This is a genomic window from Bradyrhizobium sp. WSM4873 (assembly GCF_055811355.1).
Window position 1 is genome coordinate 28,511 of record NZ_JBVVPS010000020.1, and the last position, 20,113, is coordinate 48,623.

Sequence of the window (20,113 nt, forward strand, 5' to 3'; positions counted from 1 at the left end):
AACCTATGCGATTGCTTTGGAAGTCTTCCGCGCTTCGCGGCGGAGATAGGCCGCAAGGATCCCGAGCGCGGCCGGCGTCATGCCGTCGATTCGGCCGGCCTGGCCAACGGTGAACGGCCGCGCCTTCTCCAGCTTGGCCCTCACCTCGTTGGAGAGACCGGGGACCTGCTGGTAATCGACGTCCGACAGGACCATCCCCTCGTCCCGCCTGAAGGCTTCGACGTCGGCGCTCTGGCGCTCCAGATAGACGTCGTACTTCGCGTCGATCTCGAGATGGGTGGCAATGACAGGATCGATGGCAGCGAGCTCCGGCCAGATCGCACGGACCTGGCTCCAGCCGATCTCGGGATACGCCATCAGCTCGAAGGCCGAGCGACGCTGACCATCCCGGTTCAGGGTGAGACCCTGCTTGATAGCCTCGTTCGGGGTGATCGTCAGCGACTTCGACAGCGCTCGAGCCGCATTCAGGGCATTCATCTTGGCGCGATGATGCACGGTCCGGGCGCTCCCAACACATCCCAGGGCGATGCCCTTCTCGGTCAAACGCTGATCGGCATTGTCCGCCCGCAGCGTCAGCCGGTACTCGGCCCTGGAGGTGAACATCCGATAGGGTTCGCTGATGCCGCGGGTGACGAGGTCGTCGATCATCACACCAAGATAGCCATCGGCCCGGTCGAACACCGTCAACGGGGACCCGCTCGCAGCCAAAGCCGCGTTCAGGCCGGCCACGATGCCCTGGCCGGCGGCTTCCTCGTATCCGGTCGTGCCGTTGATCTGCCCGGCCAGGAACAGGCCGCGCAGACGCTTGGTCTGGAGGGTCGGATCGAGCTCACGCGGATCGATGTGGTCGTATTCGATGGCATAGCCCGGCCGGACCATCTTCACCCGCTCCAGGCCGGGAATGGTTGCGAGGATGGCGAGCTGGACCTCCTCCGGCAGCGAGGTCGAGATGCCGTTGGGATAGACAGTGCTGTCGTCGAGCCCTTCCGGCTCCAGGAAGATCTGGTGACCGTCGCGATCGCCGAAGCGAACGATCTTGTCCTCGATCGAAGGGCAATAGCGCGGTCCGGAGCTCTTGATCTGGCCGGAGTACATCGGAGAGCGATGGACATTGGCCCGGATCACCTCGTGCGTCGCAGGCGTGGTCCGGGTGATCCCGCACTGGATCTGCGGGGTCGTGATCCGCTGGGTCATCACCGAAAACGGCTCCGGGGGCTCGTCCCCCGGCTGCATTTCGACCGCGGACCAGTCGATCGTCGAGCCGTCCAGTCGCGGCGGGGTCCCTGTCTTGAGCCGTCCAAGGGTGAACCCGGCACGCTCGAAGGAGGTCGAAAGACCCATCGCAGGCGCCTCGCCAGCCCTGCCGGCCGGCCAGTTCTTCTCTCCAAGATGGATCAGACCGCGGAGGAAGGTGCCGGTGGTGACGACGACAGCCCCTGCCCGAAGTTCGCGGCCATCTGCCAGGCGCAGGCCGATCACCCGTCCCTCGACCACGATCAGCTCGTCGGCCTCGCCTTCGATCACCGAAAGACCGTCGGTCTCCCGAATCGCCGACTGCATTGCGGCGGCATAGAGCTTCCGGTCGGCCTGCGCGCGCGGACCACGCACCGCCGGTCCCTTACGGCGATTGAGGACGCGAAACTGGATGCCGCCCGCGTCGCCGACCCGGCCCATCAGACCATCGAGCGCGTCAACCTCGCGAACCAGATGGCCCTTGCCGAGACCGCCAATGGCGGGATTGCAGGACATCGCGCCAACCGTGCAGAAACGATGCGTCACCAGGGCCGTGGCCGCGCCCATCCGGGCAGAGGCAGAAGCGGCCTCACAGCCGGCGTGGCCGCCGCCAATCACGATGACGTCGAAGCTCTCTCGCTCTGTTCGCATGGGCGGACTTCTAACTCAGAGGCGGGCAAGCCGGAAGTGGAAACTGGAGAGGCGGCTGTTTCACGTGAAACGGGGCAAGCGATGCCCGAGTGTTTTCGCGAAAACAACCCCATGCACAGTAGAATGGCCCTTGGAAAGATTGCGGTTTTCAATGCGAGAAAACGGGACTCTCGAAGGATAAGGACATGGACCGGAGGTCGTAGTGCCCAGATGCCGGCCGGTCTCCGAAGCGATGGCAGCGGCATACCCCTATCGGCGCGAGAGGGGTGATCCCGGTCTCTCCGCTCACCCGCTCCTTAGCTGCTACGTTTCAGACCGGAGAATTGGGTGATGGAGACGCTTCACGTGAAACGGAAGAAGTGGAACAAAGGCTAGTTCTACAATGAAGAACTAGCGCTACTTTCCAACGCAGAACTTCTGGAAAATGGCCCCCAGGACGTCCTCAACGTCCACCCGACCCAGCAGCCGGCCCAAGGCATAGGCGGCAGCCCGCAGCTCTTCGGCGGCAAGCTCCTCGCCGTGTTCTACAAGCTCCAGACTCCGACGCAAGCTGTCCGATGCCCGGCGCAGCAGATCCCGCTGCCGGGCCCGGGTCACCAATGCCCCCTCGGTCGTTCCGAAGAAGACGGCAGCGAATTTCACGAGGGCATCGACCAGTTCGGGAATGCCGTCGCCCCGGCTCGCTGCGATTCGGAACTCACCGCGCGGTCCGACGTCCTCGACCCCGCCGAGATCGACCTTGTTGCGCACGGTCCAGACCGAGCCGGAGCGATTGCCTGCGTTGCCGGACTTCCCCAGCAACGGTATCGCAGCCGGATCAACAGCGCGCCCCGCCTCCACCAGCCACAACACGAGGTCGGCGTCTTCGGCTCGGGCTCGCGCCCGGCGTACACCCTCCTGCTCGACCGGATCGTCGGTCTCCCGAATGCCGGCGGTATCGATCACCGTGACGGGATAGCCGTCGAGATCGAGCTGCACCTCGATTACATCGCGTGTCGTGCCGGCATGCGGCGAGACGATTGCCACGTCGCGACGCGCGAGCTGGTTGATCAGCGTCGATTTGCCGACATTCGGCTCGCCCGCGATCGCAACCACGAGGCCGTCGCGCAAGCGTTCAGCTTGTCCCTGTGCCGCAAGGACTTCTGCGATTTCGTCGTGCAGCGCACTGATCGCCTTGACCGCAGGCGCCATCAACTCGGCGGGCACATCGCCCTCATCGGAGAAATCGATGCCGGCCTCGATCAAGGCCGAGGCCTCGATGATGCGCTCGCGCCAGTCGCGCGCGCGACTGCCAAGGAGACCCTGCAGCTGCCGTAACGCCTGGCGGCGCTGCCGGTCGGTGTCGGCGTGAATGAGATCGTCGAGGCCCTCCGCTTCGGTCAGGTCGAGCTTGCCGTTCTCGAAGGCACGCCGGGTGAATTCGCCGGGCTCGGCGGTACGCGTATTCGGAATTACGGAAATAGCGGCGAAGAGTGCCGCCAGCACCGCGCGGCCGCCATGGACGTGGAATTCGGCGACGTCCTCGCCGGTCGCGCTGGCGGGGCCTGGAAACCACAACACCACCGAATCGTCGATCGGCTGGCCCGCGTCGTCATGAAGGAGCCGGCGACTTGCCTGCCTCGGCGCCGGCAGCTTGCCCGCCAGCGTCGTCAGCACCAGGCTGGCGCCTGGCCCGGAGACGCGCACCACCGCGAGCGCGCTTGGCGGACGGCCGGACGACAGCGCAAAGATGGTGTGGTCTCGCGGATGCATGACCTATTTGTCCGGCTGAAAGCGAAAAGGCAAACATCTGTTTCGGCAGACAAATCGCGCGATTTGCTGCACCAATTCCTGCAGCAAAGCCCGTGTTGCGATGCAACAATTTCGCGAGCGTCTGTTGCAAGAACCACTTCCAACGGAATGAGCGACGTCCCTGATCTCGCTATTCGCAAATCATATCAATGTATTAGGCGACATCCGCTAAAAGCGGCAGACGCCCCACAATGCTGCACCTTCGCTGCAGCAAAGCCGCACAACGAAAAAGGGCGCCCGAAGGCGCCCTTTGGTCATATTGCACTGCAATCAGGTGTTCATCGAGTCGAAGAACTCGGAATTGCTCTTGGTCGAGCGCAGCTTGTCGAGCAGGAAGTCGATTCCGTCCATCGTCCCCATCGGATTCAGGATGCGGCGGAGCACGTACATCTTCTTCAGGACCACCGGATCGGTGATCAGCTCCTCCTTGCGGGTGCCGGAGCGCGAAATGTCGATCGCCGGGAAGGTCCGCTTGTCCGAAACCTTGCGGTCGAGGATCAGCTCGGAGTTGCCGGTACCCTTGAACTCTTCGAAGATGACTTCGTCCATGCGGCTGCCGGTATCAACCAGCGCGGTCGCGATGATCGTCAGCGAGCCACCCTCTTCGATGTTGCGGGCCGCGCCGAAGAACCGCTTCGGCCGCTGCAGCGCGTTGGCGTCGACACCGCCGGTCAGCACCTTGCCCGATGACGGCACCACGGTGTTGTAGGCGCGGCCGAGGCGCGTGATGGAGTCCAGCAGGATCACGACGTCGCGGCCATGCTCGACCAGACGCTTGGCCTTCTCGATCACCATCTCGGCGACCTGGACGTGGCGCACCGCCGGTTCGTCGAAGGTCGAGGAGACGACCTCGCCCTTCACCGAACGCTGCATGTCCGTAACTTCTTCCGGACGTTCGTCGATCAGGAGCACGATCAGATAGCACTCGGGATGATTATGCGCGATCGAATGCGCGATGTTCTGCATCAGCACGGTCTTGCCCGTGCGCGGCGGCGCGACAATCAGAGCACGCTGGCCCTTGCCGATCGGTGCGACGATGTCGATCACCCTTGCAGACAGGTCTTTCCGCGTTGGGTCGTCGATTTCCATGCGGAAGCGCTGATTCGGAAACAGCGGCGTGAGGTTGTCGAAATTGACCTTGTGCTTGGCCTTTTCCGGGTCCTCGAAATTGAGCGTGTTGACCTTCAGCAGCGCGAAATAGCGCTCGCCTTCTTTCGGGCTGCGGATGTGGCCTTCGATGGTGTCGCCGGTGCGCAGGCCAAAACGGCGGATCTGCGAGGGCGAAACGTAGATGTCATCCGGGCCCGGCAGATAATTCGCATCGGGCGAGCGGAGGAAGCCGAAGCCGTCGGAGAGAACCTCGACGACGCCTTCACCGACGATGTCGGTCTCGGCGAGCGCAAGCTGCTTGAGGATGGCGAACAGCAGCTCCTGCTTGCGCATGGTGCTGGCATTCTCGACCCCGTTCTCTTCCGCGAACGAGACGAGCTCGGCCGGCGTCTTCGACTTGAGGTCCTGGAGTTTGATTTCCCGCATTGGGGTGGTCCTGTGGGGTAACCTGGGAGGGGGTGCGAGGAGGCTCTGAAATGCGGACGCGAAAAGGTAAGGTCCGCAGGTCTGGCAAGGAGAGCGCCGGTGAGGCTTCAAACCTGATGGGGTGTCCGGCCTCTGGAAAGCTCAGACACGACCACATCCGCCTGCGTTGGGTGGGATATTGCTAATATAGAAAATCGCCTCTCACTCCGCAAGCAGAAGCACTGAGCGATTGTTCGCGACCCCTGCCTAGAACGGCTTCACGATCACCATGATGACGATCAGAATCATCAAGGCAGTAGGTACCTCATTGATAATTCGATAGAATTTTTGGCTCCGGGGGCGCCGGTCCGCCGCGAAATCCTTCAGCCAGCGCGAAAAAAAGCCGTGGACCGCGGACATCGCCAGGACCAGTGCCAGTTTTACGTGCAGCCAGCCGAAACTGAACCAGTGTCCAGCCCAGGCGAGATAGAGCCCGGCGAGCCAGGTCACGATCATGGCGGGGTTGATGATCGCCTTGAACAGCCGCCGTTCCATGATCTTGAACGTTTCCGACTGCTTCGAGCCGATTTCGGCCTCGCAATGATAAACGAACAGCCGCGGCAGATAGAGCATGCCGGCCATCCAGGAGATGACCGCGATCACATGCAGCGCCTTGATCCAGAGATAGACGTCTTCAAACATGTCTGGGGTCCGGATTTCTACCCAGCCGAGGGGGAACGCTGGGGATAGTAAGAACTCGTTAAGGTCTTGCCTGCACACATATCCGTCCGTAGCGCCCTTCTCCAATAAGAATCTTAGATTCTTAAGGTTTGAGTCTATGTGACGGTGAATTGGACTCACACAATTCCGTCCGCCCGTTCACACGCGCTTGTTCACATCCATCAACATATCCCTGATTGCGCTGGCCGCTTTCGATAAGGCGGTCAGCTTCAAAGGCTTGCGCGTTTCTGTCGGCAGCTTATCAAGAGGGTTATCGGCACAATCCCGTTTCTCTTTCGACGGGGCGCCGAACTTGTTCTCACGGGCAGTGGTGTGAAGAAAATTGGCACTTGTCCCGCCCGCGGTGTCGCACATCCCTTTCCGAGGGGTTAAGGTCCACAGAAATCCACAAACCACACGGGTTTCATACAAAGGTCTTTTGTGCCGACCTCGAGCAATTATTTCCATCTGCACCTCGTGTCCGACTCCACCGGTGAGACGCTGATCACGGTCGCGCGGGCCGTTGCCGCCCAATACGCCAACGTGACGCCGGTCGAGCACGTCTATCCGCTGGTGCGCAGCCAGAAACAGCTCGATCGTGTGCTCGACGAGATCGAGGAAGCGCCGGGAATCGTGCTGTTCACGCTGCTCGAGAAGGATCTGGTCTCCAGGCTCGAGGACAAGTGCAAGGGGATCAATGTTCCGAGCCTGTCGATCATCGGCCCGGTGATGCAGCTGTTCGAGGCGTATCTTGGAGCTGCCACGACCGGCCGGGTCGGCGCCCAGCACGTCCTCAATGCCGAATACTTCAAGCGCATCGACGCGTTGAACTACACGATGATCCATGATGACGGCCAGCATGTCGAAGGGCTCGACGACGCGGACGTGGTGCTCGTCGGTGTCTCCCGCACCTCCAAGACCCCGACGTCGATCTACCTTGCCAACCGTGGCATCCGCACTGCCAACGTGCCGCTGGTTCCAGGCATTCCGGTGCCGTCGCAGTTGGAAACGTTGACGCGACCGCTGGTGGTGAGCCTGCATGCGACGCCGGAACGCTTGATTCAGGTGCGCACGAACCGCCTGCTCTCCATGGGCGCCGATTCCAGCGGCGACACCTACACGGACAAGCAGTCGGTCGCCGAGGAGGTCGCATTTGCCCGCAAGCTGAGCGCCAAGCACGATTGGCCGCTGCTTGACGTGACGCGGCGCTCGATCGAGGAAACCGCCGCGGCGATCATGAAACTCTACAGCGATCGCCAGCGTAACCGGCCGTCTGAATAAACTTGAGAACAGTCTTTGGAATATCCTTGGGAATAGTCTTGGGAATAGTTTCGCAATGGGTCTGTGGCTCGGCAAATCCTCGTTGATCCTGGCCTCGCAGAGCAGCGCGCGAAAGATGCTGCTGGCCAATGCCGGGCTCGAGTTCAAGGCGATCACGGCTGATATCGACGAGCGCGGTATCCAGGCCGCCTCCGGGCTTTCAGATCCGCGCGAGATTGCGTTGCTTTTGGCGCGCGAAAAGGCCAGAGCGGTCTCGGTCCATCACGCTGGAAGCACCGTCATCGGTGCGGATCAAACGCTGGCGCTTGGCGATCGGCTCTTCAACAAGCCTGCGGGCCGTGCCCAGGCGTTGGCGCAACTGCGCGATCTCTCCGGCCAATGCCATGAGCTGAATTCCGCCGTGGCGATAGCACGTAATGGTGAGATCATCTTCGAGGAGGTCTCGGTCGCCCGCCTCACCATGCGGCAGATGACCGAGGCCGAGCTTTCGGCCTATCTCGACATCGCCGGCGATGCCGTCACCACCAGCGTCGGCGGCTATCAGCTCGAAAGCCTGGGCATTCATTTGTTCGAGCGTATCGAGGGCGACCACTTCACCATTCTCGGCTTGCCGTTGCTGCCGCTGCTTGCGTTCCTGCGGCGCGAGCGGCTAGTTGCAGTGTAATTGGCAGAGATGGCTGGGCGCTGATGCGGATCCTGGGACTGACCGGCTCGATCGGGATGGGCAAATCCACCACCGCGAAATTATTCGCGGAGGCCGGCGTCCCCGTCTACGATGCCGATGCGGCCGTCCATCAGCTCTATGAGGGCGAGGCTGCGCCCGCGATCGAGGCCGCGTTCCCCGGCACCACCGCGAACGGCAAGGTCGATCGGCCAAAACTGTCGGCGCGTGTGGTGCAGGATGCCGCTGCCATCAAGCAGCTCGAGCAGATCGTCCATCCGATGCTCGGCGCTTCCCGGAGAAAATTCTTCGCCGACGCAGAAGCCGCCAACGCGCCGGTCGTGGTGCTGGACATTCCACTGCTGTTCGAGACGGGCGGCGAGACGCGGGTCGACGCCGTGGTCGTCGTCACCACGTCTCCGGAACTGCAGCGCGAGCGGGTGCTGGCGCGCGGCACGATGGACGAGGCCAAGCTCGACGCCATCATCGCCAAGCAGACACCCGACGCGGACAAGCGCAAGCGTGCTGATTTTGTGGTGGATACGTCGCATGGACTCGAGCCGGTGCGCGCCCAAATCGCGCACATCCTGGCCGAGGTCGTTAAGATGCCGCAGCGGCGCGCCTGATTCGCCGCCTGACACGGCTTCTTGGATCATGCGCGAAATCGTTCTCGACACCGAAACCACCGGCCTCGATCCGCTGCGGGGAGACCGCCTGGTCGAAATCGGCTGCGTCGAGATGCTCAATCGCATGCCGACGGGGCAGAGTTTCCACGTCTACATCAATCCGGAAAGGGACATGCCGGCAGAAGCCTTTGCGGTGCACGGGCTGTCGGCCGAGTTCCTGGCGACGAAGCAGCTGTTCCACGAGGTCGTCGACGATTTTCTGGAGTTCATCGGCGACGCGCCGCTGGTGATCCACAATGCCTCGTTCGACATCAGCTTCATCAATGCCGAGCTCGACCGGATCAAGCGCCCGGGGATCCCGCGTGAGCGGCTGGTCGATACGCTGCTGCTGGCACGGCGCAAGCATCCCGGCGTATCTAACCGGCTCGACGATCTCTGCTCGCGCTATGCGATCGACAATTCACGCCGCACCAAGCACGGCGCATTGCTCGACGCCGAGCTGCTTGCGGAAGTCTATGTGGATCTCGTCGGCGCGCGGCAATCGCAGCTGCTGCTCGCTTCGGAATCCGAAGAGACTCGCGCCAATGGGGCTGCCGATGCGCCACGGCGGCAGCGGCCAGCGCCGCTCGCGCCGCGAATCTCAGACGCCGAGCACGAGGCCCACCGGGCCTTCATCGCGACGCTCGGCGACAAGGCGATCTGGAACGAGTTCTTGCCCGCTCCAGCTGTCGCTTCGGCTGGTTAGGCCTGGCCGCTCGGCTGAGCGGCCATTTGCCGCTCCATGTTCTGCCGATAGAGGCCGACGAAGTCGACCGGGTCCAGCATCAAGGGCGGGAACCCGCCGTCGCGCACGGCAGTAGCGATGATCTCACGGGCGAACGGGAACAGCAGGCGCGGGCATTCGATCATGACCAGCGGATGCAAATTGTCCTTCGGCACGTTGGAGATGCGGAACACGCCGGCATAAGCGAGCTCGAACGAGAACATGATCTTGCCGGCGGTCTCGGCCTTGCCCTCGACCGACAGCGTGACCTCGAACTCCTGTTCGCTCAGGTTGTTGGCGCTGACATTGATCTGGATGTTGATCTGCGGCGGTTGGCTCTGCTGCTGGAGCGAGCTGGGCGCATTCGGATTTTCGAACGAGAGGTCCTTGGTATATTGCGCCAGGACGTTGAGCTGGGGAGCCTGGGCCGCCTCGGGAGGGGTGCCGTTACCGTTGGTCATAAGAGTGTCTCCTTACCCGATTGGGGCTGAATTTCGCGGCGGTTGGCTAACATAGGGCCACCTCGTTCCACAAGGACGAACGGTCCCGGATGGGGAATTCCGGCCACGCCCACAACTATGGCGTTCACCCCGTCGATCCCGCGTAACCGCGGCTTAAACGATTGAAGATGCGCGATTTCCGGTCAGGATCGGGTTTCCCCTTAAGCATAAAACGCGCTACACTCGGTGCTGTGCCAAAAGGCGCCATTGGCCGGGCAAGATTTCGTGCCTACATCCCACGGACCTGACGCGCGGACCCGAAATGGTGATGTAGACTTGCCGTTCCGGTCTGGAACGGTCTACTGGCCGGATCGATTTTCCCGGCACGATCCTTCGAGACGGCCCCTTCTACAGACGACCAGAAAGCGAATACGACGTGGACATCTACACCATCATCTTCCTGGCGCTTGCGGTCTTCATCTTTCTGAGGCTGCGCAGTGTGCTGGGGCAGCGCACCGGTAACGAGCGGCCGCCGTTCGACCGCAACGCGCTCCAGGGTGCCCAGGACAAGAACGTCGTCACCATGCCGGGCAAGGTCATCGACCAGGCCCCCTTGGCGCCGACGGCCGAGCCGACCCCGCCCTCCGACCGCTGGAAGGGCCTGACCGAGCCGGGCACCGTGCTCGCCCAGGGTCTCGACTCCATTGTCGAAAAGGATTCCACCTTCGATCCGCGCCATTTCATCTCCGGCGCCCGCGGCGCCTATGAGATGATCGTGCTGGCCTTTGCCAATGGCGACCGCCGCGCGCTGCGCGACCTGCTGTCGTCGGAGGTCTATGAGAGCTTCGATGCCGCGATCAAGGAGCGCGAGAAGAACGAGCAGAAGACCGAGACGCGCTTTGTCTCGATCGACAAGGCCGAGCTCGTCGGCGCCGAGCTGCGCGACCGCACGGCCCAGCTCACGATCCGCTTCGTCTCGCAGATGATCTCAGCCACGCGGGACAAGGCCGGCAACATCGTCGACGGCAGCGCCGACACGGTCGCCGACATCACCGACATCTGGACTTTCGCCCGCGACATCACCTCTCGCGATCCGAACTGGAAGCTGGTTGGCACCGGAAGCGCGAATTAAGGCTTTCCTGAAGACCTGCGCGACGGCGCTTTGCGCAGGTGCCGTCGCGCTGTCGTCGTTTTCACTCGGTGCCGAGGCGGCGCGGCGCCACTATCGCAGCCATCACCATCATCTTCCGGAATTGCCCGCCGCGCCGCCGCGGGCCTTGCCGTATCCGCAGCTCCCCCTGCCGCTCGAAATTCCCGGCGCGCAATATCTGCCGCTGGCCTGGGCCGATGTGAAGGGCTGGGGCGACGACAATCATCTCGCCGCCTACAAGACCTTTCGCGCGAGCTGCCGGCCGATCAGCGCGCAGACCGGCGCGCCCGAACCGAAGGCTTTGGGCGCGTCGCTGGGCGAACCCTGCCGGGTCGCCAAATCGCTCGAGCTTACCGACGATGCCAGGGCCAAGATCTTCTTCGAGGAGAATTTCGCGCCGCTGCGGATCTCGCGCCTCGGCGAGCCCGACGGTTTCGTCACCGGCTATTACGAGCCGGTGCTGGAGGGATCGCGCACGCAGACCGAGGTCTACAACGTCCCGGTCTATCGCCGCCCCTCCAACCTGTTCGTGCGCGGCTACAAGCAGGATTCGGTCAGCCTGCCCAACAAGGGCCCGGTCTATCGCAAGATCGGCCGCCGCAAGCTCGTGCCCTATTACGACCGCGCCGAGATCGAGGACGGCAAGATCGCCGGCCGCGGACTCGAGATTGCCTGGCTGAAGGACCCGACCGATCTGCTGTTCGCCCAGATCCAGGGCTCGGCGCGGATCAAGTTCGACGACGGCGGCACGGTCCGGCTCAACTACGACGCCTATAACGGCTATCCCTACACCGCCGTCGGTCGCATCCTGATCGAGCGCGGCATCATTCCGAAGGAAGAGATGTCGATGCAGAGGATCAGGGAGTGGATGGCGCAGACACCTGACGGCGCCAAGGAGCTGCGGCGCCAGAACCGCTCCTACATCTTCTTCCGCGAGGTCAATCTGTCCGACAAGGAAGAGGCGGTCGGTGCGCAGGGCATTCCGCTGACGGCCGGCCGCTCGATCGCGGTGGACAAATCGCTGCACGTCTACGGCACTCCGTTTTTCATCGAAGGCGAGCTGCCGATCGATTCCGATCGGTCGAAGACGCCATTCCATCGCTTGATGATCGCGCAGGATACCGGCTCGGCCATCATCGGGCCCGCGCGCGCCGATCTCTATTTCGGCGCGGGTCAGGAGGCCGGCCGCGTCTCCGGGCGGCTGCGCCATGCCATGCATTTCGTGATGCTGGTGCCGAAGGGCCTCGATCCCACCACGCGCGGCGCGCGGCTCCCTGTGCCGGATCCGCGGCCGTCGGAGAGAATTGCAAAGCTGTTTCCGCAAACCGAGCCTGCGAAGACCGCTGCTCCTGCCGGAGCTGTCGCGCCGAACAAGACTGACACGGTCGCTATCGCCGGCCCGGTGCCGCTGCCGGCGCCGCGTCCCGTGATAGAACCTGTCCGCGAACCGCGCAGGCACCCGAAGAGTCGTTCCCACCAGCAATGAAGCGATCGTCCCGTCCGCCCGTGCTGGAGCCTCGTCCCTCGCCGCGCCGTCGCGCGCTGAGCGAGGAAGAGCGCGCGCTGTGGGATACGGTCGCAAAGCAGGTCAAGCCGCTGAGGAAGCCTCGTGCGGCGAAGGCGCAAGCTGCGCCGCGCGCCGAGCCTTCCCCCGCAGCGCCCGCCACGCGGCCTGCGTCATCGCCACGTCCGATTGCCGCCGTCCCGGCACCGCGTGCAGCGAAACCCGCCGTGCCGCCGCTTGCGCCGCTCGGCAAACGCGAGCGCACAAAGCTGTCGCGCGGGCGCAGCGAGATCGAGGCGCGGCTCGATCTGCACGGCATGACCCAGATGCGTGCCCATCGCGCGCTGACCGGCTTCCTGCACCGCGCCCATCATGACGGCCTGACGTTCGTGCTCGTGATCACCGGCAAGGGCCGAAGCGGCGGCGAAAGCGGCGTGCTGCGCCGTCAGGTGCCGGAATGGCTGAGCCTGCCGGAATTCCGCGCCTTCGTCGTGGGGTTCGAAGAGGCCGGCATCGGCCATGGCGGCGAGGGCGCGCTTTACGTGCGGATCAGGCGGGCTAGATATTAGCCGCGGGGCTCGCTGCAACCTCTCCCGCAAGCGGGAGAGGGAGCGCATCGTCTAAAACGGTCGCACGATCCCTACGCGCGGGATCAGGGTGAGGATCATGCCGGAAATATTCGCGCTGCGGTCTTCCGCCGGAATCAACGGCGTCTCGTGAGCGGTGGGCAGCATCTTCACCGCGTGCAGGATCAGGAACATGCAGACGGCCCAGTTCGAGATCCAGCGCGAATAGTCGAAGATCATCGCGAACATCACGAGACAGGCGAGGCTGACGCCGGCGAGCGCCGCGACCACGAGACGGCGATGTGTGTCGTTGGCGAGCGCGCCGATCAAATTCGCAAAATAGCGCCACAGCGGATTGTGCAGCCAGATCAACAGCACGAACACGGGGACGCCCAGGATGTTGTGCGGCAGGCGGCCCCAGGTGTCGGAAATCTCCTGCGCCAGCGGCTGATACCAGATGTAGGCGAACTGCAGCAGGTCGGTCCGCGACGGATCGACCATCCGGCTCTTCAGATAGGCGACGAAATCCGCCTCCGGGATCGGCATCGTTCCCAAAAACTGCGCCGTGAAGAACAGCGTGGAAACGGCAAGCAGGGCGATGATGCCGAACGCGACATTGGTGCGATCGCAGCCGTGCGTCAGATAATGCCTGATCACGACGATGGTGATGATGGTCGGCACATACATCAGAAGATGGATGTGGTGGATCAGGACGAGAACGATCGAGAACAGCGCAGCCAGCGCCACGAACAGCAGCGAGCCGGCGGGCACCAACAGCAGGACGATCGCCAGCGCGCAGCCATAGATGTCGAAATGGCCGAGCGTGTGCATGAAGTTCTTGAGGAAGAACGGCGAGCCCGCGATGAAGACGAACAGCGGCAATGTCTTCACGGTGAAGCCGAACGTCTTCTCGAATAGTCTTACATAAAGACCGAGCGTCACCAGCCATGCCGCGCCGCCGAGCGCGAACACTAGCCATAGCGGCACCTTGTCGGTGAACAGCGCGACGATCGCCCCGATCAACGCGCGCTTGATGAAGCCGAAATGATAGTCGACGAGGAGGTGGATGTAGGGGACGTAAGGCGGCAGCTGGATCTTGTGAACGAAGACGCCGACCATGATTGCCGCGTTGATCGCGAGCAGGAGACGCCAGGGGTTTTGCAGGATGCGTGCGGTCACGCCGCATCCATAGCGCGGGCCGCCCGGATTTACAAAATGAACCGGCTCAGATCCGCGTTCTTGGCGAGGTCGCCGACGTGCTTCTGCACGAAATCGGCGTCGACCCTGACGGTCTCGCCGCTGCGGTCGGGGGCGGTGAAGGAGATCTCGTCGAGCACCCGCTCCATCACCGTCTGCAGCCGCCGCGCGCCGATGTTCTCGACGGTGGAATTCACGGCCACCGCAACGTCGGCAAGCGCGTCGATGGCGTTGTCGGTGATGTCGAGCGTGACGCCCTCGGTCTGCATCAACGCGACATATTGCTTGATCAGCGAAGCCTCCGGCTCGGTCAGGATGCGGCGCATGTCGTCGCGGGTCAGCGCCTGCAGCTCGACGCGGATCGGCAGGCGGCCCTGCAGTTCCGGCAACAAATCGGACGGTTTGGCGACGTGGAAGGCGCCGGAGGCAATGAACAGGATGTGGTCGGTCTTCACCGCGCCGTGCTTGGTCGAGACGGTGGTGCCCTCGATCAGCGGAAGCAGGTCGCGCTGCACGCCCTCGCGCGAGACGTCGCCGCCGGCGCGGCCCTCGCGGGCGCAGATCTTGTCGATCTCGTCCAGGAACACGATGCCGTTGTTCTCGACCGCACTGATCGCCTCCATCGTCAACTGATCGCTGTCGAGCAGCTTGTCGGATTCCTCGTTGACGAGGATCTCGTGCGAGCTCTCCACCGTCAGCCGCCGCGTCTTGCTGCGTCCACCGAGCTTGCCGAAGATGTCGCCGATCGAAACCGCGCCCATCTGCGCGCCTGGCATGCCCGGGATCTCGAACATCGGAAAGCCGCTGCCGCCGCCTTGCGTTTCGATCTCGATTTCCTTGTCGTTGAGCTCGCCCGCGCGCAGCTTCTTGCGGAAGGAGTCCCGCGTTGCCGCGCTGGAATTGGCGCCGACCAGGGCATCGAGCACGCGCTCCTCGGCGGCGAGCTGCGCGCGTGCCTGCACGTCCTTCCGCTTGCGCTCGCGGACCTGAGAAATCGCGACCTCGACGAGATCGCGCACGATCTGCTCGACGTCGCGGCCGACATAGCCGACCTCGGTGAATTTCGTCGCCTCGACCTTCAGGAACGGCGCGTTGGCGAGCTTGGCGAGCCGCCGCGCGATCTCGGTCTTGCCGACGCCGGTGGGGCCGATCATCAAAATGTTCTTCGGCAGCACCTCTTCGCGCAAGGAACCTTCGAGCTGTTGCCGCCGCCAGCGGTTGCGCAACGCGATCGAGACGGCGCGCTTGGCATCGGCCTGGCCGACGATGAAACGGTCGAGTTCGGAAACGATTTCGCGGGGAGAAAAGTCTGTCATGAGACCTTAGCTAGGATCAGATGCGGGGCGGGACAAGCCGCTTTTTTTGCCGTCAGATGATCGGCGGGCCCGATTGCCATTGTTTCACGGCCTCGATCGGATGGATCAGCATCAGGATATTGAGCGTCAGATTGTCGCGAATATGGAGCGCCAGCATGATTTCGAAGGCGAGCCCGAACAGGACGGTCACCGATACAGGCAGCAGGCGCGCGGCGAGGAAGCCCAGCATCATGGACAAATTGTCAGAAACCGAATTGACGATGCTGTCGCCGAAATAATCCAGCGAGATCGTGCCGGCGCGGTAGCGTTCGATGATGAAAGGCGAGTTCTCGACGATCTCCCAGGCACCTTCGATCAGCATCGCGACGATCAGGCGCGCCGGCCAGGACAGAGATACGAATGGCAGGCGTGCGAACAGCAGCCAGGTCAGTCCGTAGAACAGGAAGCCGTGCAGGATGTGCGAGAAGGTGTACCAGTCGGCGATGTGCTGCGAATTTTCCGAGCTGTTCACCACGCCATGCCACAGCTTGACATAGCCGCAAGTGCAGATCGGCACCCGGCCCATCGCAAGCAGGATCGAGGCCTGCATCGCCAGCAGCAGCAGCGCGATGCCGACCCAGGCGAGCGGTGGAAACCCGGCCTTGCTCTCATGCGTGGTTGCCAGCGTCATGGCTCGCGCACCATCAGGAGTGCGGGCCCGTCGGGCGTCTCGACCATGCGCTCGCGGACAAAGCCGGCCTTCTGATAGGCACGCACGGCGCGCGCGTTGAGCGGATCAGGATCAGTGACGATGCGCGGCAGGCCCTGCCGCAACTGCGCGTCGGCGAATTGGCGGATGAATGCCGAACCGTGCCCGCGCCCGATCATGTCGCTTTCGCCGATGAACTGATCGATGCCACGGGTGCCCTCCGGTTGCGGCCCAAGACCCGTATTCCAGGCGGTCAGGCGGTAGCATTGAAGATAGCCGAACGGCTTGCCATCGGCCAACACGACGAACTGGTCCATGTCCGGCTCATCCAGATCGCCGCTCACGAGCGCGAACTGCTCGTCCGGATCGCCCCACCAGTCCCGCACATGTGCCTCGCCCAGCCATCGCCGGATCAGCGGCAGGTCAGCCGCGGTCATCGAGCGGAAGGTGTAGGCGGACGTCATGAGTTCGGCCGATAGTAACGCTCTCTCCGTTCCCTCCCCCCTTGTGGGGGAGGGGCAGGGAGAGGGGTGCCACACGGGGACTCTTTCCGTCGCGCGCCCGCGCTCGTTGCATCATCCAAAACCGGCACTTTTTCCTGGGCTACCCCCCTCCCTAGCCCTCCCCCACAAGGGGGGAGGGAACGCACCTTCGTCGGAACGTTGGCCCGAGTCCAACCCCACAGCCCTAGCCGGCCGCCAGCGCTTCGACGGTCACATTGCGGTTGGTGTAGACGCAGATGTCGGCGGCGATGTCGAGGGAGCGGCGGACGATGGTCTCGGCGTCCTTGTCGGTGTCGAGCAGGGCGCGGGCGGCCGCCAGTGCGTAATTCCCGCCGGAGCCGATCGCCATCACGCCGGCTTCGGGCTCCAACACGTCGCCGGTGCCTGTCAGCACCAGGGAAACGTCCTTGTCGGCCACGATCATCATGGCCTCCAGCCGTCGCAAATAACGATCGGTGCGCCAGTCCTTGGCGAGTTCGACCGCGGCCCGGGTCAATTGCCCCGGATATTGCTCGAGCTTGGCTTCCAGGCGCTCAAAGAGCGTGAAGGCATCGGCCGTGGCGCCGGCAAAGCCGCCGATCACGTCGCCCTTGCCGAGTTTCCGGACTTTCCTGGCGTTGGACTTGATCACGGTCTGGCCGATCGAGACCTGACCGTCGCCGCCGACCACCACCGTGCCGCCCTTGCGGACCGTCAAAATCGTGGTGCCGTGCCAGACCGGCGAGCTGTTCTGGGAAGCCTGCATGAATGATCCTCGTTGTCCGGGCTGATTTAGGCGGTCGGGAGCGGGGGCACAACGGGCCGCTCCGGGACCAATTTCGCTCACCATAGGCAGAAGTAGAGGCCCGGCCAGCCGTTCCCGCAGTAGCGAAGGCGTCATTTGGCTGTTAAAAGACCGGCGTTTTCGGCCCCGAACGAGGATGAAAGCCAGTTTTGATGCGCACCGCGACGATCAAGCGCAAGACCAAGGAAACCGACATCGAGGTCACCGTGAACCTCGATGGCACCGGTGTGTCCAATATCGCGACCGGCATCGGCTTTTTCGACCATATGCTCGATCTCCTCGCCCGCCATTCCCGCATCGACCTCACGGTCAAGGCGGTCGGCGATCTGCACATCGATCATCACCATACTACCGAAGACACCGGCATCGCGCTCGGCCAGGCCGTCAAGCAGGCGCTCGGCAACATGGCGGGCATCACCCGCTATGCCGGCGTGCACATGCCCATGGACGAGACGCTGTCGCGCGTGGTCATCGACATCTCGGGCCGCCCGGTCCTGGTGTTCAAGGTCGACTTCCCCCGCGACAAGATCGGCGAGTTCGACACCGAGCTGGTGCGCGAATGGTTCCAGGCCTTCGCCATGAACGCCGGCGTGACTCTTCACGTCGAGACCCTATATGGCGATAACAGTCACCATATCGCCGAGTCCTGCTTCAAGGGTCTGGCGCGGGCGCTGCGGACGGCGGTCGCGATCGACCCGAAGGCGGTGGGCGAAATCCCGTCCACCAAGGGCTCGCTCGGCGGCTGACATCTTCGGCCCGCGGCCCGCGCCGCTTGCGGTATCACTGAATTCTTGGGAACGGGGCATCGCCATGTCCGTCTACACAGTTCATGCTCCCTCCCCTGTCGGAGCCGATCTGCGCGCGACCGACAGATTCGTCTTCGTGCGCGACGGCTTCCATTTCTGGGCGATGATCTTCGGCCCGCTCTGGCTGCTGTGGAATCGGCTATGGCTGGCGCTGATCGGCTGGGTGATCTTCGTTGCCGCGTTCAACGTCGGGCTGTCCAGCCTCGGCGTCGGCCGTTCGTCGATCTTTTTCGCCGACGTCATCGTCGCGCTGCTGATGGGATTCGAAGCCTCCAGCCTGCGCCGCTGGACGCTGTCGCGCGGTAAATGGCGCCAGCTCGACGTGGTCATTTCCGACGATGAGGACACCGCCGAGCGCCGCTTCTTCGAGCGCTGGAGCCAGAAGCAGCGCGGCATCGTCAACGATCAATGGGCCGTCGATCGCGGCGGCCCGCCGCCGACCCGCAACGTGCCGGGCCAGCAATTCTCCAGCCCGCCACCGATGCCGGCGGGCGGCATCATTGGTTTGTTTCCAGAACCGGGAGGGTCAAGATGAGCGTCGCCATCATCGATTACGGTTCCGGCAATCTGCATTCGGCCGCCAAGGCGTTCGAGCGCGCCGCGCGCGGCATGGAGAACCCGCAAAAGGTCTTCGTCACCAGCGATCCGGACCAGGCCTACAGCGCCGATCGTCTGGTGCTGCCGGGCGTCGGCGCCTTCGCCGATTGCCGGCGTGGGCTCGATGCCGTCAACGGCATGGTCGAGGCGATCACCGAAGCGGTGCGCGTCAAGGCGCGGCCGATGTTCGGCATCTGCGTCGGCATGCAGCTGTTCGCCACCCGCGGCAAGGAGCATGTCATCACGCAAGGCCTGAACTGGATCGGCGGCGACGTCGAGAAGATTACGCCTCGCGACGATAGCCTCAAGATCCCGCACATGGGCTGGAATACGCTCGATGTGCTGCGCGAGCATCCGGTGCTGGACAGGCTGCCGCTCGGCCCCAAGGGCCAGCACGCCTATTTCGTGCACTCCTACCACCTCAACGCCGCCAACGAGGCGGACGTGCTCGCGCGCGCCGATTACGGCGGGCCTGTCACCGCGATCGTCGGCAAGGACACCGCCATCGGGACGCAGTTTCACCCCGAGAAGAGCCAGCGTTTTGGGCTGGCTCTGATCTCGAACTTTTTGCGATGGAAACCGTGATTCTCTTTCCCGCGATCGACCTCAAGAACGGCCAATGCGTGCGCCTCGAACAGGGCGACATGGCGCGCGCGACCGTGTTCAATCTCAATCCCGCCGCGCAGGCGGAGAGCTTCGTCGCGCAGGGCTTCGAGTATCTCCACGTCGTCGATCTCGACGGCGCGTTTGCCGGCAAGCCTGTGAACGCGCAGGCCGTCGAGGCGATGCTGAAGACGATCACGATTCCAGTGCAGCTCGGTGGCGGCATTCGCGATCTCGCGACTGTCGAAGCCTGGCTCGACAAGGGCATCACCCGTGTCATCATCGGCACCGCCGCGGTGCGCGACCCCGAATTGGTGAAGGCGGCCGCCAAAAAATTCCCCGGTCGCGTCGCGGTCGGGCTCGACGCGCGCGACGGCAAGGTCGCGGTCGAAGGCTGGGCCGAGACCTCGCAGGTGACGGTGCTGGAGATCGCACGGCGTTTCGAGGATGCCGGGGTCGCCGCCATCATCTTCACCGACATTGCGCGCGACGGCCTGCTCAAGGGCCTGAATCTCGATGCGACCATTGCGCTTGCCGACGCCATATCCATCCCCGTCATCGCCTCCGGCGGCCTCGCCTCGATCGAGGACGTCAAGGCGATGCTGACGCCGCGCGCGAAAAAGCTCGCCGGCGCGATCGCCGGCCGCGCGCTTTACGATGGCCGGCTCGATCCCGCAGCCGCCCTCACCCTGATCCGCGCCGCGGCCTAGGAGACATC

At 63.6% G+C, this 20,113-nt stretch carries 22 protein-coding genes; 11 read left to right on the forward strand and 11 right to left on the reverse strand.

From position 1 onward, the window contains the following. Positions 1 to 3: 3 nt before the first annotated feature. The 5 genes from mnmG to AC0L21_RS24255 all read right to left on the reverse strand — a co-directional run bounded on the left by mnmG (position 4) and on the right by AC0L21_RS24255 (position 6,285). Positions 4 to 1,884 (reverse strand): tRNA uridine-5-carboxymethylaminomethyl(34) synthesis enzyme MnmG, encoded by a 1,881-nt coding sequence (gene mnmG / locus AC0L21_RS24235; RefSeq protein WP_473264282.1) that lies wholly within the window; start codon positions 1,882 to 1,884, stop codon positions 4 to 6. A 396-nt stretch (positions 1,885 to 2,280) separates the two neighbouring features. Beyond that, a complete protein-coding gene (gene mnmE, locus AC0L21_RS24240) occupies positions 2,281 to 3,636 on the reverse strand; it encodes a tRNA uridine-5-carboxymethylaminomethyl(34) synthesis GTPase MnmE (protein WP_473264283.1) in 1,356 nt (451 codons plus the stop codon). A gap of 309 nt (positions 3,637 to 3,945) precedes the next feature. Next, a complete protein-coding gene (rho, locus tag AC0L21_RS24245; RefSeq protein WP_007598612.1) occupies positions 3,946 to 5,211 on the reverse strand; it encodes a transcription termination factor Rho in 1,266 nt (421 codons plus the stop codon). Positions 5,212 to 5,457: 246 nt separating this feature from the next. Next, the gene (gene hemJ / locus AC0L21_RS24250) at positions 5,458 to 5,892 is read right to left on the reverse strand and encodes a protoporphyrinogen oxidase HemJ (protein WP_473264284.1); all 435 of its coding nucleotides are present in this window, start codon (positions 5,890 to 5,892) and stop codon (positions 5,458 to 5,460) included. 177 nt (positions 5,893 to 6,069) lie between these two features. Beyond that, complete coding sequence (locus tag AC0L21_RS24255; RefSeq protein ID WP_473264285.1) at positions 6,070 to 6,285, reverse strand: hypothetical protein; 216 nt, start codon at positions 6,283 to 6,285, stop codon at positions 6,070 to 6,072. A 66-nt stretch (positions 6,286 to 6,351) separates the two neighbouring features. On the opposite strand from AC0L21_RS24255, the gene AC0L21_RS24260 reads away from it, so the two are divergent. From AC0L21_RS24260 to dnaQ, 4 genes are read left to right on the forward strand one after another with little or no spacing between them, the layout of a single operon-like run. Next, positions 6,352 to 7,191, forward strand: a complete 840-nt coding sequence (locus AC0L21_RS24260) for a pyruvate, water dikinase regulatory protein (RefSeq protein ID WP_473264286.1) — start codon at positions 6,352 to 6,354, stop codon at positions 7,189 to 7,191. Between the two features lie 55 nt (positions 7,192 to 7,246). Then, complete coding sequence (locus AC0L21_RS24265) at positions 7,247 to 7,855, forward strand: Maf family nucleotide pyrophosphatase (protein WP_473264287.1); 609 nt, start codon at positions 7,247 to 7,249, stop codon at positions 7,853 to 7,855. 23 nt (positions 7,856 to 7,878) lie between these two features. Further along, positions 7,879 to 8,478, forward strand: a complete 600-nt coding sequence (gene coaE / locus AC0L21_RS24270; protein WP_473264288.1) for a dephospho-CoA kinase — start codon at positions 7,879 to 7,881, stop codon at positions 8,476 to 8,478. Between the two features lie 28 nt (positions 8,479 to 8,506). Continuing rightward, positions 8,507 to 9,223 (forward strand): DNA polymerase III subunit epsilon, encoded by a 717-nt coding sequence (gene dnaQ, locus AC0L21_RS24275; RefSeq protein ID WP_473264289.1) that lies wholly within the window; start codon positions 8,507 to 8,509, stop codon positions 9,221 to 9,223. Here dnaQ and secB read toward each other — a convergent pair. Continuing rightward, complete coding sequence (gene secB, locus AC0L21_RS24280; RefSeq protein WP_007598595.1) at positions 9,220 to 9,702, reverse strand: protein-export chaperone SecB; 483 nt, start codon at positions 9,700 to 9,702, stop codon at positions 9,220 to 9,222. The two genes, dnaQ and secB, sit on opposite strands and share 4 nt — an antisense overlap. Before the next feature lie 415 nt (positions 9,703 to 10,117). On the opposite strand from secB, the gene AC0L21_RS24285 reads away from it, so the two are divergent. Genes AC0L21_RS24285 through AC0L21_RS24295 form a run of 3 tightly spaced genes read left to right on the forward strand, consistent with a single transcriptional unit; the run spans position 10,118 to position 12,904 of the window. Next, the gene (locus tag AC0L21_RS24285; RefSeq protein ID WP_027566245.1) at positions 10,118 to 10,813 is read left to right on the forward strand and encodes a Tim44/TimA family putative adaptor protein; all 696 of its coding nucleotides are present in this window, start codon (positions 10,118 to 10,120) and stop codon (positions 10,811 to 10,813) included. After that, positions 10,791 to 12,317 (forward strand): murein transglycosylase A, encoded by a 1,527-nt coding sequence (gene mltA, locus AC0L21_RS24290; RefSeq protein ID WP_473264290.1) that lies wholly within the window; start codon positions 10,791 to 10,793, stop codon positions 12,315 to 12,317. Before AC0L21_RS24285 ends, mltA begins: the two co-directional genes overlap by 23 nt. Beyond that, a complete protein-coding gene (locus tag AC0L21_RS24295) occupies positions 12,314 to 12,904 on the forward strand; it encodes a Smr/MutS family protein (protein ID WP_473264291.1) in 591 nt (196 codons plus the stop codon). The genes mltA and AC0L21_RS24295 overlap by 4 nt, the downstream gene beginning before the upstream one ends. A 51-nt stretch (positions 12,905 to 12,955) precedes the next feature. On the opposite strand, the gene AC0L21_RS24300 is transcribed toward AC0L21_RS24295, so the two are convergent. The 5 genes from AC0L21_RS24300 to hslV form a co-directional block, all read right to left on the reverse strand. Then, the gene (locus AC0L21_RS24300; RefSeq protein ID WP_473264292.1) at positions 12,956 to 14,080 is read right to left on the reverse strand and encodes a hypothetical protein; all 1,125 of its coding nucleotides are present in this window, start codon (positions 14,078 to 14,080) and stop codon (positions 12,956 to 12,958) included. Between the two features lie 29 nt (positions 14,081 to 14,109). Next, positions 14,110 to 15,414 carry an ATP-dependent protease ATPase subunit HslU gene (gene hslU / locus AC0L21_RS24305; RefSeq protein WP_473264293.1) on the reverse strand — a complete coding sequence of 435 codons (1,305 nt, stop codon included), beginning with the start codon at positions 15,412 to 15,414 and terminating at the stop codon, positions 14,110 to 14,112. 52 nt (positions 15,415 to 15,466) lie between these two features. Then, positions 15,467 to 16,084, reverse strand: coding sequence for a DUF2585 domain-containing protein (locus AC0L21_RS24310; protein WP_473264294.1), 618 nt, complete (start codon positions 16,082 to 16,084; stop codon positions 15,467 to 15,469). After that, a complete protein-coding gene (locus tag AC0L21_RS24315; RefSeq protein WP_473264295.1) occupies positions 16,081 to 16,566 on the reverse strand; it encodes a GNAT family N-acetyltransferase in 486 nt (161 codons plus the stop codon). The genes AC0L21_RS24310 and AC0L21_RS24315 overlap by 4 nt, the downstream gene beginning before the upstream one ends. A 223-nt stretch (positions 16,567 to 16,789) precedes the next feature. Then, on the reverse strand, positions 16,790 to 17,350 hold the full coding sequence (gene hslV, locus AC0L21_RS24320; RefSeq protein WP_473264296.1) for an ATP-dependent protease subunit HslV: 561 nt from the start codon (positions 17,348 to 17,350) through the stop codon (positions 16,790 to 16,792). 191 nt (positions 17,351 to 17,541) lie between these two features. Here hslV and hisB point away from each other — a divergent pair, with 191 nt between their 5' ends. The 4 genes from hisB (at position 17,542) to hisA (ending at position 20,105) form a co-directional block, all read left to right on the forward strand. After that, positions 17,542 to 18,135, forward strand: coding sequence for an imidazoleglycerol-phosphate dehydratase HisB (hisB, locus tag AC0L21_RS24325; protein ID WP_456766931.1), 594 nt, complete (start codon positions 17,542 to 17,544; stop codon positions 18,133 to 18,135). Between the two features lie 64 nt (positions 18,136 to 18,199). Continuing rightward, positions 18,200 to 18,730: a DUF2628 domain-containing protein gene (locus AC0L21_RS24330; RefSeq protein WP_473264297.1), complete on the forward strand. Its 531-nt coding sequence runs from the start codon at positions 18,200 to 18,202 to the stop codon at positions 18,728 to 18,730. Beyond that, positions 18,727 to 19,377, forward strand: coding sequence for an imidazole glycerol phosphate synthase subunit HisH (hisH, locus tag AC0L21_RS24335; protein WP_473264298.1), 651 nt, complete (start codon positions 18,727 to 18,729; stop codon positions 19,375 to 19,377). Before AC0L21_RS24330 ends, hisH begins: the two co-directional genes overlap by 4 nt. Continuing rightward, positions 19,365 to 20,105 carry a 1-(5-phosphoribosyl)-5-[(5-phosphoribosylamino)methylideneamino]imidazole-4-carboxamide isomerase gene (gene hisA / locus AC0L21_RS24340; RefSeq protein ID WP_473264299.1) on the forward strand — a complete coding sequence of 247 codons (741 nt, stop codon included), beginning with the start codon at positions 19,365 to 19,367 and terminating at the stop codon, positions 20,103 to 20,105. Before hisH ends, hisA begins: the two co-directional genes overlap by 13 nt. The last annotated feature ends 8 nt before the right edge of the window (positions 20,106 to 20,113 follow it).

What these genes read in the sequence shown, in the direction of transcription:
- mnmG (WP_473264282.1), bottom strand. Translation starts at nt 1,884, where the DNA reads ATGCGAACAGAGCGAGAGAGCTTCGACGTCATCGTGATTGGCGGCGGC.
- mnmE (WP_473264283.1), bottom strand. Translation starts at nt 3,636, where the DNA reads ATGCATCCGCGAGACCACACCATCTTTGCGCTGTCGTCCGGCCGTCCG.
- rho (WP_007598612.1), bottom strand. Translation starts at nt 5,211, where the DNA reads ATGCGGGAAATCAAACTCCAGGACCTCAAGTCGAAGACGCCGGCCGAG.
- hemJ (WP_473264284.1), bottom strand. Translation starts at nt 5,892, where the DNA reads ATGTTTGAAGACGTCTATCTCTGGATCAAGGCGCTGCATGTGATCGCG.
- AC0L21_RS24255 (WP_473264285.1), bottom strand. Translation starts at nt 6,285, where the DNA reads ATGTGCGACACCGCGGGCGGGACAAGTGCCAATTTTCTTCACACCACT.
- AC0L21_RS24265 (WP_473264287.1), top strand. Translation starts at nt 7,247, where the DNA reads ATGGGTCTGTGGCTCGGCAAATCCTCGTTGATCCTGGCCTCGCAGAGC.
- coaE (WP_473264288.1), top strand. Translation starts at nt 7,879, where the DNA reads ATGCGGATCCTGGGACTGACCGGCTCGATCGGGATGGGCAAATCCACC.
- dnaQ (WP_473264289.1), top strand. Translation starts at nt 8,507, where the DNA reads ATGCGCGAAATCGTTCTCGACACCGAAACCACCGGCCTCGATCCGCTG.
- secB (WP_007598595.1), bottom strand. Translation starts at nt 9,702, where the DNA reads ATGACCAACGGTAACGGCACCCCTCCCGAGGCGGCCCAGGCTCCCCAG.
- AC0L21_RS24295 (WP_473264291.1), top strand. Translation starts at nt 12,314, where the DNA reads ATGAAGCGATCGTCCCGTCCGCCCGTGCTGGAGCCTCGTCCCTCGCCG.
- hslU (WP_473264293.1), bottom strand. Translation starts at nt 15,414, where the DNA reads ATGACAGACTTTTCTCCCCGCGAAATCGTTTCCGAACTCGACCGTTTC.
- AC0L21_RS24310 (WP_473264294.1), bottom strand. Translation starts at nt 16,084, where the DNA reads ATGACGCTGGCAACCACGCATGAGAGCAAGGCCGGGTTTCCACCGCTC.
- AC0L21_RS24315 (WP_473264295.1), bottom strand. Translation starts at nt 16,566, where the DNA reads ATGACGTCCGCCTACACCTTCCGCTCGATGACCGCGGCTGACCTGCCG.
- hslV (WP_473264296.1), bottom strand. Translation starts at nt 17,350, where the DNA reads ATGCAGGCTTCCCAGAACAGCTCGCCGGTCTGGCACGGCACCACGATT.
- hisB (WP_456766931.1), top strand. Translation starts at nt 17,542, where the DNA reads ATGCGCACCGCGACGATCAAGCGCAAGACCAAGGAAACCGACATCGAG.
- AC0L21_RS24330 (WP_473264297.1), top strand. Translation starts at nt 18,200, where the DNA reads ATGTCCGTCTACACAGTTCATGCTCCCTCCCCTGTCGGAGCCGATCTG.
- hisH (WP_473264298.1), top strand. Translation starts at nt 18,727, where the DNA reads ATGAGCGTCGCCATCATCGATTACGGTTCCGGCAATCTGCATTCGGCC.
- hisA (WP_473264299.1), top strand. Translation starts at nt 19,365, where the DNA reads ATGGAAACCGTGATTCTCTTTCCCGCGATCGACCTCAAGAACGGCCAA.